The 16,499-nt window shown below is 41.9% G+C and carries 12 protein-coding genes and 1 riboswitch; of the genes, 7 read left to right on the forward strand and 5 right to left on the reverse strand.

The window, feature by feature from the left end; all coding sequences use genetic code 11:
- Positions 1-92 precede the first annotated feature (92 nt).
- The 4 genes from BV214_RS00270 to BV214_RS00285 form a co-directional block, all read right to left on the reverse strand.
- Positions 93-1,550 (reverse strand): NupC/NupG family nucleoside CNT transporter, encoded by a 1,458-nt coding sequence (locus BV214_RS00270; RefSeq protein ID WP_086475474.1) that lies wholly within the window; start codon positions 1,548-1,550, stop codon positions 93-95.
- A gap of 26 nt (positions 1,551-1,576) precedes the next feature.
- Positions 1,577-2,206: a bifunctional nuclease family protein gene (locus tag BV214_RS00275; RefSeq protein WP_086475475.1), complete on the reverse strand. Its 630-nt coding sequence runs from the start codon at positions 2,204-2,206 to the stop codon at positions 1,577-1,579.
- Positions 2,207-2,295: 89 nt separating this feature from the next.
- Positions 2,296-3,264 (reverse strand): electron transfer flavoprotein subunit alpha/FixB family protein, encoded by a 969-nt coding sequence (locus BV214_RS00280; RefSeq protein ID WP_086475476.1) that lies wholly within the window; start codon positions 3,262-3,264, stop codon positions 2,296-2,298.
- A gap of 171 nt (positions 3,265-3,435) precedes the next feature.
- The gene (locus tag BV214_RS00285; protein ID WP_086475477.1) at positions 3,436-4,182 is read right to left on the reverse strand and encodes an electron transfer flavoprotein subunit beta/FixA family protein; all 747 of its coding nucleotides are present in this window, start codon (positions 4,180-4,182) and stop codon (positions 3,436-3,438) included.
- Between the two features lie 184 nt (positions 4,183-4,366).
- On the opposite strand from BV214_RS00285, the gene BV214_RS00290 reads away from it, so the two are divergent.
- From BV214_RS00290 to BV214_RS00310, 5 genes are all read left to right on the forward strand, one after another.
- A complete protein-coding gene (locus BV214_RS00290; protein ID WP_086475478.1) occupies positions 4,367-5,344 on the forward strand; it encodes a pyruvate dehydrogenase complex E1 component subunit beta in 978 nt (325 codons plus the stop codon).
- A gap of 163 nt (positions 5,345-5,507) precedes the next feature.
- On the forward strand, positions 5,508-8,003 hold the full coding sequence (locus BV214_RS00295; protein WP_086475479.1) for a DUF5686 family protein: 2,496 nt from the start codon (positions 5,508-5,510) through the stop codon (positions 8,001-8,003).
- 68 nt (positions 8,004-8,071) lie between these two features.
- Complete coding sequence (locus BV214_RS00300) at positions 8,072-8,602, forward strand: inorganic diphosphatase (protein WP_086475480.1); 531 nt, start codon at positions 8,072-8,074, stop codon at positions 8,600-8,602.
- A 116-nt stretch (positions 8,603-8,718) separates the two neighbouring features.
- Positions 8,719-11,139 carry a sodium-translocating pyrophosphatase gene (locus BV214_RS00305; RefSeq protein ID WP_086475481.1) on the forward strand — a complete coding sequence of 807 codons (2,421 nt, stop codon included), beginning with the start codon at positions 8,719-8,721 and terminating at the stop codon, positions 11,137-11,139.
- Between the two features lie 177 nt (positions 11,140-11,316).
- Positions 11,317-12,333 (forward strand): App1 family protein, encoded by a 1,017-nt coding sequence (locus BV214_RS00310; RefSeq protein ID WP_086475482.1) that lies wholly within the window; start codon positions 11,317-11,319, stop codon positions 12,331-12,333.
- A 65-nt stretch (positions 12,334-12,398) separates the two neighbouring features.
- On the opposite strand, the gene BV214_RS00315 is transcribed toward BV214_RS00310, so the two are convergent.
- Positions 12,399-13,013: a deoxynucleoside kinase gene (locus BV214_RS00315; RefSeq protein ID WP_086475483.1), complete on the reverse strand. Its 615-nt coding sequence runs from the start codon at positions 13,011-13,013 to the stop codon at positions 12,399-12,401.
- Positions 13,014-13,551: 538 nt separating this feature from the next.
- Here BV214_RS00315 and metK point away from each other — a divergent pair.
- Positions 13,552-14,808, forward strand: coding sequence for a methionine adenosyltransferase (metK, locus tag BV214_RS00320; RefSeq protein ID WP_086475484.1), 1,257 nt, complete (start codon positions 13,552-13,554; stop codon positions 14,806-14,808).
- Positions 14,809-14,882: 74 nt separating this feature from the next.
- Positions 14,883-14,978, forward strand: a riboswitch (SAM riboswitch).
- 168 nt (positions 14,979-15,146) lie between these two features.
- A complete protein-coding gene (locus BV214_RS00325) occupies positions 15,147-16,424 on the forward strand; it encodes an O-acetylhomoserine aminocarboxypropyltransferase/cysteine synthase family protein (RefSeq protein WP_086475485.1) in 1,278 nt (425 codons plus the stop codon).
- Positions 16,425-16,499 lie beyond the last annotated feature (75 nt).

The raw sequence follows: 16,499 nt of genomic DNA on the forward strand, positions 1-16,499 counted from the left end.
AAAGAGGATTAGGGGTCTGTGAAAAACCTCTAGGTTTTTGCTATGGTAATATAATCTTCAAATACGATTGTATTTAATAGGGGCAGTTGCTTTTAACCCAAGATCATACCTGCAATGGCTGCAGAGAGAAGCGAAGCCAGGGATCCGCCTAATACGGCCTTCATTCCCAGTTCTGAAAGTGTTTTTCGTTGTCCCGGTGCCAAAGACCCAATACCGCCAATCTGTATCCCAATGGAGGCAAAGTTGGCAAAACCACAAAGCATATAGGTAGCCATAATGATGGACTTGTTATAGGTGAAGTGAACAGCGTTGGAGGCTTCCTTTAACTCTGCCAATTGTATATATCCTATAAATTCACTGGCAGCCAGTTTAATGCCCAATAATTGTCCCATGAGCATCATATCTACGGATTCTACCCCAATAATCCACATTAATGGGGCAAAGATGGTACCTAGAATGGCTTCTAGGGAGAACTTTGAGTAAGGGGAATTGGAGGCGATCCACGCGTTTAAATTGGTAAGGTCTCCGGTCCAGTTTAGAATACCATTAATCATGGCAATAAACGCTACAAATACTAGTAGCATAGCTCCCACATTTACGGCTAGTCTAAGGCCTTCGGTGGTTCCGTTGGATATAGAGTCTAAAATATTAGAACCTATTTTAGAAGTAGATACATGTACTTCGGTATTTACTGCTTCGGTTTGCGGGTATAATATTTTGGAGATTACAATAGCTCCTGGTGCCGCCATTACGGAAGCTGCCAATAAGTGCTTAGCAAACTGAAGTCGCAACAAGGGATCGTCCCCTCCTAGGAATCCGATGTAGGCAGCCAATACTGCACCGGCAACGGTAGCCATTCCCCCGGTCATCACCAAGAGAATCTCGGAGCGGTTCATTTTTTCTAAATAGGCCTTGATCAATAAGGGGGCTTCGGTTTGACCGAGAAAAATATTACCCGCCACACTAAGGCTTTCTGCCCCAGAAATTCCCAAGGTTTTAGAAAGCAACCAAGCAAGGGCTTTTACTACCTTTTGGATAATTCCCAAATAGAAAAGCAGGGAGGTAAGTGCCGAGAAGAATATGATAGTTGGTAATACTTGAAAGGCAAAAATAAATCCAAAGGTATCCATGTCTACCACCAAGCCTTCAAAAAGGAACTTGCTTCCTGCACGGGTATAGTCTAGCACGCTTACGAAGAGCTGTCCGCCAAACTCAAATATTTTGGAGACAAAACTCAGGTCAAATCGGTAGCCAAATGCATTGAAGCCAATTTGGTAGCCAATCAAAATTAAAATCGCAAGGAGGAGCTGTATAAAAAGTCCGATGCCTACCGTGCGCCAATGAATGGCCTTTCTGTTGGTGCTGAAGAGATAGGAGATGAAAAGTAATGCGATCATTCCCAGGATTCCTCTTCCGATACTGTAAAAAGAAACCCCTTGGTTGGGGATAATATCGTCGGAAGTGGGGGCTGGGATGGCACTTACATCTTGGGCTACGGACGGGAACGCAATCAACAATAAAATTAAAAGGATCCAAAACTTGTTTCTCATCCAGTAGCGCTTAATGTGATTTGTGGTTATTTGCGTTTAGAAATTTCATCCCTAAGTTTGGCCGCCTTTTCATAGTCCTCACTGGCAACGGCTTTGTCTAGCTCTGAACGCAACTCATCCATGCTGAGTTCTTTGTACATATCCGGTGAGCTTGGATTTATTGCCACGGTTTCTCCTTCTTGTAAGATTTCATCAACCATGATGCTGTCGTCGGTTTCCTCCTTGTCCTTTTCTTTGGAAGAGAATTTAAGGAAAATGCCCGCTTTGTCCAAAATGGTTTTATAGGTGAAGATAGGAGCATTGAACCTTAATGCCAAAGCAATGGCATCACTGGTCCTTGCATCTATGATTTCTTCTATTTTGTCTCGTTCGCAAATAATACTGGAGTAAAAGACCCCATCTACCAATTTGTGGATTATTACCTGTTTGATGACCACGTCAAAGCGGTCCGCAAAATTTTTAAAAAGGTCATGGGTCAGGGGGCGTGGTGGCTTTATTTCCTTCTCCAGTGCAATAGCAATGGATTGGGCCTCAAACGCACCAATGACAATAGGTAATTTTCGATCGCCTTCAACTTCATTCAATATAAGGGCATATGCGCCATTTTGCGTTTGGCTATAGGATATCCCTTTTATTTTTAATCTAACTAAACTCATACGTATTAATATACTAAAAAAGGCTGTACAAATAACCGGAAGGACCTGGTTGACTTGCACAGCCCTTTAGGGGCGCAATTTAACAAAAATTAAGTGCTTTGTGCCTTAAATTCCTTTAATTTTTCGATTAGTTGGGGAACAACTTCAAAAGCATCGCCTACAACTCCGTAATCTGCTGCCTTAAAAAATGGAGCCTCCGGATCGGAGTTAATCACCACCTTTACCTTGGAAGCGCTTACTCCTGCCAAGTGTTGAATGGCACCAGAAATGCCTATGGCAATGTATAGGTTGGTGGCTACTGGTTTTCCGGTTTGTCCCACGTGTTCCCCATGTGGTCTCCAGCCTAGGTCCGAAACAGGTTTGGAACAGGCAGTTGCTGCACCCAGAACCTCGGCCAATTCCTCTATCATTCCCCAGTTCTCAGGGCCTTTAAGTCCGCGTCCGCCAGAAACAACGATATCTGCATCGGCAATAGTGGCTTTACCCACTACTTTATCTATTTCTACGGAGGTGGTGCCAAATAGGTTATCGCTCAAAGAAGGACTAAATTCCTCTACCTGTGCAGTGGTCTTATTTTCTACGCTTCCAAAAGAATTATTAGAAACGCCTATGATTTTTATGTCCGATTTGATCTCGGTGTGGGCAAAGCCCTTGTTGCTGAATACAGTGCGCTTAACCTTAAAAGGAGAAGTGCTGTCTGGAGCTGCAACCACATTAGGGACATATCCTCCCTTTAATAGAGCGGTCAGCATAGGGGCCAGGTATTTGGCATCTGTACTAGAGCTCAGAATAATTACTTTGGCGCCTTCCTTTTCGGCAGCCTGCTTAAGAACATTTGCATAGGCCTGGGCGTTAAAGGTTTTTAATTTATCATCCGTGATATTAAGGACCTTGGAAATACCGTAGTCACCAATGGTTTCGGTGTTTCCGTTGTTAATAGCGACTGCGGTTGCGGTAGTGCCCATTTGCTGGGCCACCTCATAGGCGTAAGAGGCTACCTCTGAGGCATTTTTTTTGAACTTTCCGTTTTCGGATTCGGTATATACTAAAACTGACATAGTTGCTTTTTATTTGTGGATCTAGGCCTTGCTACTTGGGGTAGTGGGGCAGTAGATGCTTATTAAATATATGATTTATTTTATCTGTGGTGGCATAGGACCACAATTATAAAGATCTTTGGTTTTTGATAGAGACTAGCGTTGTTGGCTGCGCCTCCTCCCTATGTAACCTTATATAACCTTGGCCTCGTTGTGCAATAGGTCTATGAGTTCATCCAAGTTATCCGGATCTACCATTTTGATGCTTCCCTTGGCGGCCGGTTTATCAAATGTTACATCTTCTGTGTTGCTATTAGCTTCAACGGGCTCTATAACATTAAGCTTCTTCTGTCTGGCCATCATAATTCCTCTCATGTTGGGAATCTTTAAGTCGCTTTCGGCAACCAATCCCTTTTGTCCTCCAATAATTAATGGTAGAGTGGTGGTTAAGGTTTCCTTTCCGCCGTCTATTTCCCTTACGGCAGTAGCCTTATCACCATCGATCTCCAAACTAATACAAGTATTAATAAAGTTCATTCCTAATAAGGTGGCCAATATTCCTGGAACCATACCTCCGTTGTAATCAATTGACTCTCTACCGGCTATTACCAAGTCGTAAGCCCCATCCTTAATAACGGCAGCTAGTTGTTCCGCTACGAAAAAACCATCCAAGGGTTCTGCATTTACCCTAATTGCCTCATCTGCACCAATGGCAAGCGCTTTTCGTATGGTGGGCTCCGTTGCTGGTCCGCCTACAGAGGCGACATGTACAGTGGCGCCTTGCTTTTCTTTAAACCACATGGCCCTAGTAAGACCAAATTCGTCATTTGGGTTAATTACAAACTGTACTCCATTGGTATCGAACTTGGTATTGTTCTCCGTGAAATTAATTTTAGACGTTGTATCGGGCACGTTGCTTATGCACACTAAGATCTTCATATAATACGTTTTTAAAATCGGTTTTTTTTAGAATGACAGCTAAGATACTTAATAAATTTCAAAGTATTATGCATGCATAATATATTTTTGGGCTTTTTTTAATTATTAACCTCATAGTATTGATATAATATTTCCTATTTTTGCTTGCACTTTTAGAATTTAACAAAAGAATTCCAGTTTACAGATGAAAACAATACAGTTTAGGGAAGCTATTCAGGAAGCAATGTCCGAGGAGATGAGAAGGGACGAGGCAGTCTATCTAATGGGAGAAGAAGTTGCGGAATACAATGGAGCCTATAAAGCTTCTAAGGGAATGTTGGATGAGTTTGGTCCAGAGAGAGTAATTGATACACCTATATCGGAACTTGGCTTTGCTGGGGTCGGGATAGGATCTGCTATGACCGGCAATAGGCCAATTATTGAGTTTATGACCTTTAACTTTTCCTTGGTTGGAATAGATCAGATTATAAACAATGCGGCCAAGATTAGACAAATGTCTGGTGGACAATTTAACTGTCCCATTGTTTTTAGAGGACCTACCGCTTCTGCAGGGCAATTGGGTGCTACCCACTCACAAGCCTTTGAGAGCTGGTATGCAAACTGTCCTGGTTTAAAAGTAGTGGTTCCTTCCAACCCTAAGGATGCCAAGGGATTGTTGAAATCTGCTATCCGTGATGATGATCCAGTAATCTTTATGGAGTCGGAGCAAATGTATGGCGATAAGGGAGAGGTGCCAGAAGGAGAGTACACTATTCCTTTAGGTGTAGCAGATATTAGAAGAGAGGGTACCGATGTAACTGTGGTATCTTTTGGTAAGATTATCAAGGAAGCCGATAAGGCAGCCGATATTTTGGCTGAAGAAGGGATTAGCTTGGAAATCATAGATTTGCGTACCGTAAAACCGTTGGATTACGAGGCTATCTTAAAATCTGTAAAGAAAACAAATAGACTGGTAGTATTGGAGGAAGCTTGGCCTTTTGGGAATGTGGCAACTGAAATTACCTACCATGTTCAGGCAAATGCATTTGATTATCTAGATGCCCCGATCGCCAAAATTAACACAGCAGATGCTCCAGCACCCTATTCTCCAGTATTATTTGCAGAATGGTTGCCAGATCACGAAGATGTGATCAAAGCGGTGAAAAAAGTGATGTATAAATAAAAAGTAAAACCAAAGATAAAATTTCTGGGCTTCGTTAACGACATCTTACTGTTGACGAAGCCTTTATATTAATTCCCCCTGGTAAGACGGAGTAGGTGGCTACGGTTTTCTATCCTTTTATTACTACAATATAATTTTTTTTGGCAGGTTTTTAAATAAGACCATGAGAAAAATCCTTTTTATCCTACTAATAGGTATGCTTCACGCCTCTTACTCCCAAACCAAGGTTGGGGGAATGGTAGTGGACGAGGAAGGGGAGCCTGTTGCCTTTGCGAATGTGTTGTTCAAAAACTCCACTGAAGGCACCATTACCAATGATAATGGTAGGTTTTACATGGCTTCTGAGAACACCTATGATACCCTTTTGGTATCCTTTATAGGCTTTGAATCCCAAGAAATTTTCCTTACCTCAAAAACAACTACAGATTTAAGGGTGGTGCTGCTAGAAGCTAGTGAGCAACTGAATGAAGTAGTGCTGTACTTTGGAAAGACGGACAAGAAAAACAATCCGGCCATAGATATACTAAAAAAGATCTGGGCAAAGAAGCGTAGCAACGGATTGTATATGTTTAATCAGTATCAATACGATAAGTACGAGAAAATAGAATTCGACCTAAACACCATAGACAGTGCGCTAATGAAAAGCAAGGTGTTTAAGGGTTTGGAGTTTGTATTTAAGGATTTGGATACTTCTAGGATAACAGGGAAGACCTATTTACCTATCTTTTTAAACGAAACTTTTACCAAGGTGTACGGGGACAATACGGCCAAGGTAGTGAGGGAAGACGTATTGGGTAGTAAAAATTCTGGCTTCAATAACAATCAGGCTATTATTGCCTTTATTGAGGATCTGTATTCGGATTATGATGTCTATAATAATTATCTGAAATTTTTTGATAAGAGTTTTGTGAGTCCGTTGTCTAAAACGGGGGTAGATACCTATAATTACGTGCTATCCGATAGTGCTTATATCGATAATAAATGGTGCTATAACATTATCTATTACCCTAGAAGAAAGAACGAGCTAACCTTTAAGGGGAATTTTTGGGTGAATGACACCACCTACGCTGTGAAAAACATAAATCTGGCGGTTACCAAGAGTGCAAATATCAACTGGGTTAAAGAGATCTATATTGAGCAGGAGTTTGATGTGGTGAATGATTCCGTGTTTTTGTTGAAGCGAGATTATATGTTGTCCGATTTTAGTTTTAGCAAAAAAGAAAATTCTCGTGGCGTTTACGGAAAACGGACCACAGTGTACGATAACCACCTTTTTAACGAGGTGAAGCCCAAAGAGTTTTACCGGACTAAAAAAGATCCTTTTGATCCCTTGGTACTCAATAAGGATGATGAGTTCTGGGAGGCTAACAGATTAGAATCCTTAAATAGGGACGAAAAAGGGATTTATGAATTGCTGGATACCCTAAAAACGGTTCCCAAATTTAAGTCGTACTACAACTTGGTGAGCATATTGGGTTCCGGTTACGTGGAAATAGATAAATGGAACTTGGATCTTGGGGAGGTGTTCAGTGTTTTTGGATACAATGAGGCAGAGGGAATTAGACTGCGTGCAGGGGCTAGGACTTATTTTGGGCAAAATGACCCTTGGCGACTGGAAGGGTATATGGCCTATGGTTTTGGGGATGATAAATTGAAATATGGATTTTCTGGGAAATTCCTTTTGGATAAGCGTAGTCGCCTAATTATTTCCGGTGGTAACAGGCGGGATGTAGAGCAATTGGGTATTAGTTTAACCGCTACCAACGATGTCTTGGGGCGAAGCATTGCCTCCTCCTCTGTTTTTACCGTGGGCTCTAATGATAGGCTTACAAATATTAATCTCTCTACCTTGAATTTGGAGATGGAGCCGGTGAACAACCTAAGGGTTCACGTGGGGGGTAGCTTTAGGACCTTAAGTTCTGCCCTACCGGAAAAATTTAATTTAGATTATGTAGATCCACTGTCGCCGACGGGGGTGAGCTCGGAAATCGAACAATTTGATATTAAAACTTCCTTAATCTATACGCCTGGGAAACGCACCATTGGGAATGGGGTGGAACGAAAGAGTATCAATGAGAATTATAGCACCCTGTTCTTGTCCTATACCAAGGGGATTAAAAATGTTTTGGAGAGCGATTTCGATTATAAAAAGATTCAATTTAGCTATACCCAGCCTTGGCAATTAGGCGGATTTGGTAGGCTTTTAAGTACGGTGGAATTGGGTAAAACCTATGGCGAAGTGCCGCTAGGTCTTTTAAATGCCATTCCAGGGAACCAAACCTTCTTTACCGTATATAACACCTTTTCCAATTTAAATTTCTATGAGTTTGTTACGGATACCTACGCCTCCGTGCATCTGGAGCATAATTTTAATGGGCGACTCTTTTCAAGGGTTCCTGTAATTAGAAACTGGAACTTAAGGGAGATAGTAGGCTTAAGAGGCGTGTGGGGAGAGCTGTCTGATGGAAACAAGGCGTTGAGCGCCCCGGCGAATATTCCGCTAATGGCTCCCTCCGGATCCCCTTATTGGGAATATTCTGTAGGAGTAGGTAATATATTTAAAATTTTAAGGGTCGATTTTAACTTTAGGGGTAATTATTTAGACGCCCCAGAAGCGCGACCTTTTGGAGTGACAGGGTCCTTTGGATTTTATTTCTAGAAAGAATTTTAAGGATAAACAGAGATAAATTTATTAAATTGAAAGTTGAATAGTATAAAAACAAATTTATGAGTAATGATGAGATTACCTCGTTCGACGTATTGATCGAAATACCAAAAGGTAGCAGGAACAAGTATGAGTATGATTTTGAACTAAAGAAAATACGTTATGATAGGATGATCTTCTCCTCTATGATGTATCCGGCAGATTACGGTTTTATACCGGAAACACTTGCCTTGGACGGAGATCCGTTAGATGTTCTTGTGTTGGTTACAGAAGCTACCTTTCCAGGATGTGTGATGGAGGTAAAGCCAATTGGGGTATTCCATATGGCCGATGAAAAGGGACCGGATGAAAAAGTAATCTGTGTGCCGGTATCCGATCCTGTTTGGAATAGGATAAACGACCTATCTGAATTGAACCCGCACTTGATTAAAGAGATAGAGCACTTCTTTAAGGTGTACAAAGACTTGGAGAAAAAGAAGGTAGATGTTGGTGGATGGGGGCATCTGGAAGCTGCCAAAGAAATTGTTGCCAAGTGTATACAAAGATTTAAGGATAGTGATGTTCCCGCAAAAGACGTGAGTATTAAATACTAAGTCGAGTACTTATTATAGATGATTGGAAAGCAATATTATACACATAATATTGCTTTTTTTATTCTACCTTATTTTACTATTTTAGACAACCTAAACAATCAACTAAAACTTATTAAATGAAATCAATTATTATTTATGTGCCTATAATCATGGCATTGATCGGCCTTGCTTTTATGGCAATAAAAAGGTCATGGGTGTTAAAACAAGATGCAGGGGATGGTAAAATGAAGGAAATATCCGATTACATCTATGAAGGGGCCTTGGCATTTTTAAAAGCAGAATATAAGTTATTAACCTTCTTTGTAATAGGGGCCAGTATTGCTTTGGCAGCAGTTTCCTTTATTGTCCCTACCACGCATATTCTTATTGTAGTGGCCTTTGTATTCGGAGCATTTTTCTCGGCCTTGGCTGGGAATATGGGAATGAAGATTGCCACAAAGACCAATGTGAGGACCACCCAGGCGGCTCGTACCAGTTTACCGCAGGCTCTAAAGATTTCATTTGGCGGGGGTACCGTTATGGGGCTGGGGGTTGCCGGACTGGCGGTGCTTGGACTCACTGCAGCCTTTATCTTATTGTTCCAATTCTTTATGAATGGGACTTGGACTTCCACGGATGATATGACCATTGTATTAGAAACCTTGGCCGGATTTTCCCTAGGTGCAGAATCCATTGCCCTTTTTGCAAGGGTAGGGGGCGGCATCTATACCAAAGCAGCCGATGTGGGGGCCGATTTGGTAGGAAAGGTAGAGGCGGGTATCCCGGAAGATGATCCGCGTAACCCGGCTACCATTGCAGATAATGTAGGGGATAACGTAGGGGATGTTGCCGGAATGGGGGCCGACCTTTTTGGGTCCTATGTGGCTACTGTATTGGCAGCCATGGTACTGGGGAATTATGTGATTAGGGATATGGGCGGTGCCATTGAGGACTCCTTTAATGGGGTGGGGCCAATTTTATTGCCCATGACCATCGCTGGCTTTGGAATCTTATTTTCGGTGGTAGGTACCATGTTAGTGAAAATAAAAAACAACGATGCCAAAGAAAAACAGGTGCAAGGAGCTTTAAATGTGGGGAACTGGGTTTCTATAGGGCTTACCCTGATTGCTTCCTATGTATTGGTTATTTATATGTTGCCAGAAACCATGCAAATGGAATTTTTTGGAGAAGGTGTAAAGGATATTTCCTCTATTAGGGTATTCTATGCTACGGTGATCGGATTGTTGGTAGGGGGTGTAATCTCATCTATTACCGAATATTATACTGGATTGGGAACAAAGCCCGTGTTGGCTATAGTGCAGAAATCTAGTACCGGGGCTGGGACCAATGTGATTGCCGGATTGGCTACTGGGATGATTTCCACTTTCCCGACTATTTTAGTATTTGCCGCTGCAATCTGGTCTTCTTATGCTTTGGCAGGTTTTTATGGGGTGGCCTTAGCAGCCTCGGCAATGATGGCTACCACCGCAATGCAATTGGCAATTGATGCCTTTGGCCCTATTGCCGATAATGCAGGAGGTATCGCGGAAATGAGTGAACAAGATCCCATTGTTAGGGAGCGTACAGATATTCTAGATTCCGTAGGGAACACCACGGCAGCAACCGGAAAAGGATTTGCTATTGCTTCTGCAGCATTAACTTCCTTGGCGTTGTTTGCAGCCTATGTAACCTTTACGGGAATAGATGGGATTAATATTTTTAAAGCACCTGTTTTGTCCATGCTCTTTGTAGGGGGGATGGTGCCCGTAGTGTTTTCTGCCTTGGCAATGAACTCAGTAGGGAAAGCCGCCATGGATATGGTCTACGAAGTGAGGAGACAGTTTAAGGAAATACCTGGGATAATGGAAGGAGCCAGTAAACCAGACTATGCAAAGTGCGTGGATATATCTACCAAAGCTGCCCTGAGAGAAATGATGTTGCCTGGCTTGCTGACTATCGGATTCCCTATTGCGATTGTGCTGTTGGGTAAACTGGTGTATGGTAGCGATAACCAATTAATTGGAGAGATGCTAGGGGGCTATATGGCTGGTGTTACCGTCTCTGGTGTTTTATGGGCTATTTTCCAGAATAACGCTGGTGGCGCTTGGGATAATGCTAAGAAATCATTTGAAGCGGGCGTGGAGATTAATGGGGAAATGACCTATAAGGGGTCCGAGGCGCATAAGGCAGCCATTACTGGAGATACCGTAGGTGATCCATTTAAGGATACATCCGGACCCTCCATGAATATCCTAGTGAAATTAACCTGTTTAATCGGTTTGGTGATTGCACCTATTTTAGGGGGGCACGAATTGCCAACCGAGGTCTCTAAAAAGGAGATACAGGTAGAAATGAAAATGGATACCGAAGGGATGGCGCAAGCAACGGTGAATTACACCGTCTTTGAAAACGGTAAGGAGCTAAAAAAGGAAAAGGTCTTTAAGGGAACCCATGAAGAGGTAAAGGCGCAATTAAAAGCGTTGGAAGCCTCCAATCTAAATAAGGATGACGCTAAAGTTAAGGTGGTTATCGATAAGGTGGAAATAGAAAAAAAGTAGTAAAATAAAATGAATCCGTTTTAAGCCCCGTTTGTAAGACGGGGCTTTTTATTTTAAAAGTATTGCCTTGGGAACGTGTTTCCCTAAGTGTAGGGTCAATTATGATTAAGGCAATGGGCTATGCGATAGAGGGAAAGCTTATTTTGTGAAGGATGGGTATTTTATTAACTTTATTGGATGGGTTGGTTGAGATCAAAAGATCCCTTACAGGTAATTACATTTCAGACCTATGGTACTGAAAAATCCTTGTACATAAAGGGACGGGCGCTGGAGGATGAGAACATAGATCTCTCCAAAAAGAATGTCTTTCAACTCCTGATTAATTCTTGGAAGCGGTTTGAAACCGATGAGATTCGGAATGCTAAGCTAGTGCTAAGACTTCCCGATGGGTGGGAACACCGGTTTATGGCAGATGATGAGGGGTATTTCTTGGTGAAGCTGCCTTTGGAAGGTAGGCGGTTAAAGGCTAATGAAGAGGGGTGGGTGACCTACGAAATATCTTTTGTGGACCCTGATCCAAAACGAAGGTTTAATTTGGGGAATAGGTTCCCTGGAGAGATGATGCTGCCACCTAAAACCTGTGATTTTGGGGTGGTAAGTGATATAGATGATACTATTCTGCATACGGGTTTAATATCCCCTTTAAAATGGCGGGTAATATATAACACCTTATTTACAACACCGGGGAAACGGCTGCCCCTTACTGGGGCCGCTGATTTTTACCACCGTTTGCACAGGGGGCCCAGTGGAGATGCCTCCAACCCCATTTTTTATGTGAGTAACAGCCCGTGGAATCTTTATCGGTACCTGGAATTCTTCTTGAGCGAAAATAACTTCCCCAAAGGCCCTATTCTCTTGCGGAGTCTAAGTTCATTTTTTAAAAGGCATCGGAAGGCAAGCGAGGAAAATAAGCCTCACAAACCCACGGAAATTTTAAATATTCTAGAGACCTATCCGGATATGCCCTTGATCCTTATTGGCGACAGCGGGGAAAAGGATGCCGATATTTACATGGAAATTGCCCAGCGCTTCCCAGATAGGATCAAGGCCATATATTTGCGGACAGTGGCCCATAACAAGAAGATGTTACGGGTTAAAGGTCTGTTTGCAGGCTATAAGACTACGCCTGTGCTGTTCGTGGAAAATTCCAAGCAAGCCATACAACACGCTCAGGAAAATGGATTTATCAAGTAGCCTTGTTGCTGGTATTTGATGCTGAATACAATTAGCTTAAAGGTGTTGTTTCCCGACTCAAAGACTTAGAATAAGCCGTGAATCTCTGCGTCTATTTTGTTGATAACCAGTCCTAAATCCTCCGGATTGGCCACGAAATCTAGTTTGTCCACATCGATCACCAAAAGTTTCCCTTTTTCATAGCTCTGTGCCCAAGCCTCATAGCGCTCATTTAATCGGCTTAGGTAGTCTATGGAGATGGTGTTTTCGTACTCCCTGCCCCGCTTGTGTATTTGGTTTACCAAATTAGGAATGGTACTACGCAGGTAGATCAATAAATCTGGGGGTTGTACCAAGGTTTCCATCAACTCAAAAAGACTGGTGTAGTTGTTAAAATCCCTATTGGTCATTAAGCCCATGGCATGTAGGTTGGGGGCAAAGATATGAGCATCCTCATAAATGGTTCTATCTTGAATGGTTTCCTTTCCGCTTTTTCGGATGTCCAAAATTTGGCGGTATCTATTGTTAAGGAAATATATCTGGAGGTTAAAGCTCCAGCGTTCCATCTGATTGTAAAAATCGTCCAAATAGGGGTTGTCTACAACATCTTCAAATTGGGCTTCCCACTTATAGTGTTTGGATAGCAGCCTAGTTAAGGTCGTTTTTCCAGCTCCAATATTTCCGGCAACAGCAATATGCATAGGTAGTTTTTATATTAAGATTAGTGTTTTTCTGGGGTATATGCAAATAAACGGCACAATATACAAGATATACCGTGGATGCTAAAATCTTTGGATTATTATCCGGTTAATAGCGCTGCTAAAATCCTAGGTCGCTATTTCCATGATTTTAATTCGACCAAAGACCTCAGTGCTATTCTTAACTTAAAATATCGATTTATAGTATGGGAGTAGGCTTTCTTTTTTTTAAAGGCCTATAAATTTAAAAAAGGAATGTAAAGGGTGGTCCTTCACTGTCTAAGGTCTTGGGTGGTTTTGCGCTCCCTTTTAAAAATTGTTGTTAAACCTATTTTGATTCGTCAGTATTTCTTGTACTTTTGTGCCTGTAAAATTTAGGAGGAAGGATTTGACTGATTGCAACCTCTAAAGACCAAGCTTATTTTTTGGTCTAATAAAATGCTAAAGCAGGCTATGTTGTTCGTGGTATTTATAACACTTACAGTTACTCTTCTCTAGACTTCAACAAATCCTTGCCCTTATTTAGTTATAAAAAACGAAAATGGCATATTTATTTACTTCAGAATCCGTTAGTGAGGGGCATCCCGATAAAATTGCAGACCAGATTAGTGATGCGCTTTTAGATAACTTTTTAGCCTTCGATCCTGAAAGCAAGGTGGCTTGTGAGACCTTAGTAACTACTGGTCAGGTGGTATTGGCCGGGGAAGTTAAGAGTCGCACCTATTTGGATGTTCAGCAAATTGCTAGGGATGTAATCAATAAAATTGGGTACACCAATGGCGAATACAAGTTTAGCGGTGATTCTTGTGGAGTAATTTCCTTGATTCATGAGCAGTCTAAAGATATCAATCAGGGAGTAGACAGGGGCACCAAAGAAGAGCAGGGGGCGGGTGACCAAGGGATGATGTTTGGATATGCCACTAAAGAAACCGAAAACTATATGCCTTTGGCCTTGGATATCTCTCATAAGATTTTACAGGTATTGGCAGAGATAAGAAGAGAGGGTTCCCAGATAGATTATTTGCGTCCCGATGCTAAGGCGCAGGTAACCATTGAATATTCGGATGACAATCTTCCTCAACGAATAGATACAATAGTGGTTTCTACCCAGCACGATGAGTTTGATGAGGATGATGCCGTAGTATTGGCTAAAATTAAAGAGGATATTATTTCTATCTTAATTCCTAAGGTTAAGGAACAGCTTCCCGAAACCATAAGAAGCCTTTTTGATGAACATATTAAATACCACATAAATCCTACAGGGAAATTTGTTATTGGGGGACCCCATGGGGATACCGGACTTACGGGACGAAAGATTATTGTGGATACCTACGGGGGCAAAGGAGCCCATGGTGGGGGTGCGTTTAGCGGAAAGGATCCTAGTAAGGTAGACCGTAGTGCAGCGTATGCAGCTAGGCATGCGGCCAAGAATTTGGTAGCTGCCGGGGTGGCCGATGAGCTATTGTTGCAGGTGAGTTATGCCATTGGGGTAGTAGAGCCTACTTCCATATTGGTGGATACGTATGGTACCGCAAATGTAGATTTAACCGATGGACAGATTGCTGAAAAAGTAGCGCAACTGTTTGATATGCGTCCCTTTGCCATAGAAGAGCGACTAAAGTTGAGAAACCCGATATATTTGGAAACCGCAGCCTATGGCCATATGGGAAAAGAACCCCAAATAGTGACCAAAGTCTATGAATCACCCTATAATGGAAGGATTGAAAAGGAAGTGGAATTGTTTACGTGGGAAAAATTGGACGCTGTAGACGAAGTTAAGGAAGCGTTTAATTTATAATTTTTTGAAATTAGTGGGGAAATGAGTTTTTCCTTGCCTATATTTGCATTTCTAAAGTTCAAACACTTATTGAATTGTTATCAAGAAAGGTGGAGGGAATAGACCCTTTGAAACCTTAGCAACCCTTTGATTCCTGTATCAATGAAGGTGCTACATTCTACCGATGTAAAACATGAGCCTTAGTGGCTGTTATGTATGCAAGGCAGATAACACAAACGGTTACTCCGGTAATTGACTTTCTTTTTAACTTTTTGATTTTCAGATAGGGCGCTGTCCGCCTTATTAGCTTTGGATTTTTATTTGATAGTTTAATAATTTAATAAAAAACAAAAAAAATCATGAGTACTCAAAAATTTGCAACTAATGCGTTACACGCTGGTCACGATACAAAGTTAACCGAAGGAACCAGAGCGGTACCAATATACCAGAATACGGCCTATGTGTTTGATGATACCGACCATGCCGCTAGTAGATTTAATCTTTCCGAACCAGGGTATATATATACTAGATTAAACAATCCTACCAACGATATTTTGGAAAAGCGTTTAGCTGCTTTGGAGGGGGGTATCGCCAGTGTGGTGACCGCTTCTGGAACCGCTGCCGTTTCTACCGCCCTTTTGGTGCTATTGAAAACTGGCGATCATATAGTGGCTTCTAGTAGTCTATACGGTGGTACCTACAACCTTTTGGCGGTAACCTTACCGAGATTTGGTATTACTACCACCTTTGTAGATCCGGGAGATCAAGAGAACTTTACCAAAGCTATCCAAGAGAATACCAAAGCCATATTTGTGGAGTCTTTGGGGAATCCTAAATTGGATGTGTTGGATTTGCAAGCGATATCCGGCGTAGCTAAAAACGCAAAAATTCCTTTTATAGTGGATAATACAGTAGCTACCAGTGCTTTGATAAAACCTATAGAGCACGGTGCCGATATAGTAATCCACTCCCTTACCAAATACATTAACGGAAATGGTACCTCTATGGGAGGAGTCATTATAGATGCAGGTAAATTTGATTGGAGTAGTGGGAAATTCCCAGAATTTACAGAACCTTCTCCTGGATATCACGGATTGGTATACCACGAGGCATTGGGGAACGCTGCATTTATTGCTAAGGTAAGAATTGAGGGGCTAAGGGATCTTGGGGCATCTTTAAGTCCGTTTAATGCCTTTCAGATTATACAAGGTTTAGAAACCTTGGAAATCAGGATGAAGAAGCATAGTGAAAATGCCCTAGAAGTGGCAAAATGGCTTCAGGATAGGGAAGAAGTTGCATGGGTTAATTATCCTGGCTTAGCTAGTAGTCCTTATCATAAGTTGGCCCAAAAATACCTGCCTAAAGGGCAAAGTGGTATTGTAACCTTTGGGGTAAAAGGAGGCTATGAGGCGGCTAAGAACGTAGTGGACGCAACAAAACTATTTTCTCTCTTGGCCAATATTGGAGATACCAAATCCCTGATAATCCACCCGGCCAGTACTACTCACCAACAATTGGATGACGAAGCGCAACAGACCACTGGGGTAACCAAGGATTTGGTGCGTATATGTGTAGGTTTGGAAGATATTGAAGATATTAAAGCAGATTTGGAGCAAGCATTTTCTGCCATCCAGTAATCACTTTAGGTGCAATATCAAATAACCTTTCGCAATAATTAATATAGAAAAGGGAACTTGGGGAACGCAATAAAA

Source organism: Arenibacter amylolyticus, from assembly GCF_002150785.1.
Taxonomy (GTDB): Bacteria; Bacteroidota; Bacteroidia; order Flavobacteriales; family Flavobacteriaceae; genus Arenibacter; species Arenibacter amylolyticus.

Excerpts from the sequence above, each read along its gene's own strand:
- BV214_RS00270 (WP_086475474.1), bottom strand. The coding sequence starts at position 1,550 with ATGAGAAACAAGTTTTGGATCCTTTTAATTTTATTGTTGATTGCGTTC.
- BV214_RS00275 (WP_086475475.1), bottom strand. The coding sequence starts at position 2,206 with ATGAGTTTAGTTAGATTAAAAATAAAAGGGATATCCTATAGCCAAACG.
- BV214_RS00280 (WP_086475476.1), bottom strand. The coding sequence starts at position 3,264 with ATGTCAGTTTTAGTATATACCGAATCCGAAAACGGAAAGTTCAAAAAA.
- BV214_RS00285 (WP_086475477.1), bottom strand. The coding sequence starts at position 4,182 with ATGAAGATCTTAGTGTGCATAAGCAACGTGCCCGATACAACGTCTAAA.
- BV214_RS00290 (WP_086475478.1), top strand. The coding sequence starts at position 4,367 with ATGAAAACAATACAGTTTAGGGAAGCTATTCAGGAAGCAATGTCCGAG.
- BV214_RS00295 (WP_086475479.1), top strand. The coding sequence starts at position 5,508 with ATGAGAAAAATCCTTTTTATCCTACTAATAGGTATGCTTCACGCCTCT.
- BV214_RS00300 (WP_086475480.1), top strand. The coding sequence starts at position 8,072 with ATGAGTAATGATGAGATTACCTCGTTCGACGTATTGATCGAAATACCA.
- BV214_RS00305 (WP_086475481.1), top strand. The coding sequence starts at position 8,719 with ATGAAATCAATTATTATTTATGTGCCTATAATCATGGCATTGATCGGC.
- BV214_RS00310 (WP_086475482.1), top strand. The coding sequence starts at position 11,317 with ATGGGTTGGTTGAGATCAAAAGATCCCTTACAGGTAATTACATTTCAG.
- BV214_RS00315 (WP_086475483.1), bottom strand. The coding sequence starts at position 13,013 with ATGCATATTGCTGTTGCCGGAAATATTGGAGCTGGAAAAACGACCTTA.
- metK (WP_086475484.1), top strand. The coding sequence starts at position 13,552 with ATGGCATATTTATTTACTTCAGAATCCGTTAGTGAGGGGCATCCCGAT.
- BV214_RS00325 (WP_086475485.1), top strand. The coding sequence starts at position 15,147 with ATGAGTACTCAAAAATTTGCAACTAATGCGTTACACGCTGGTCACGAT.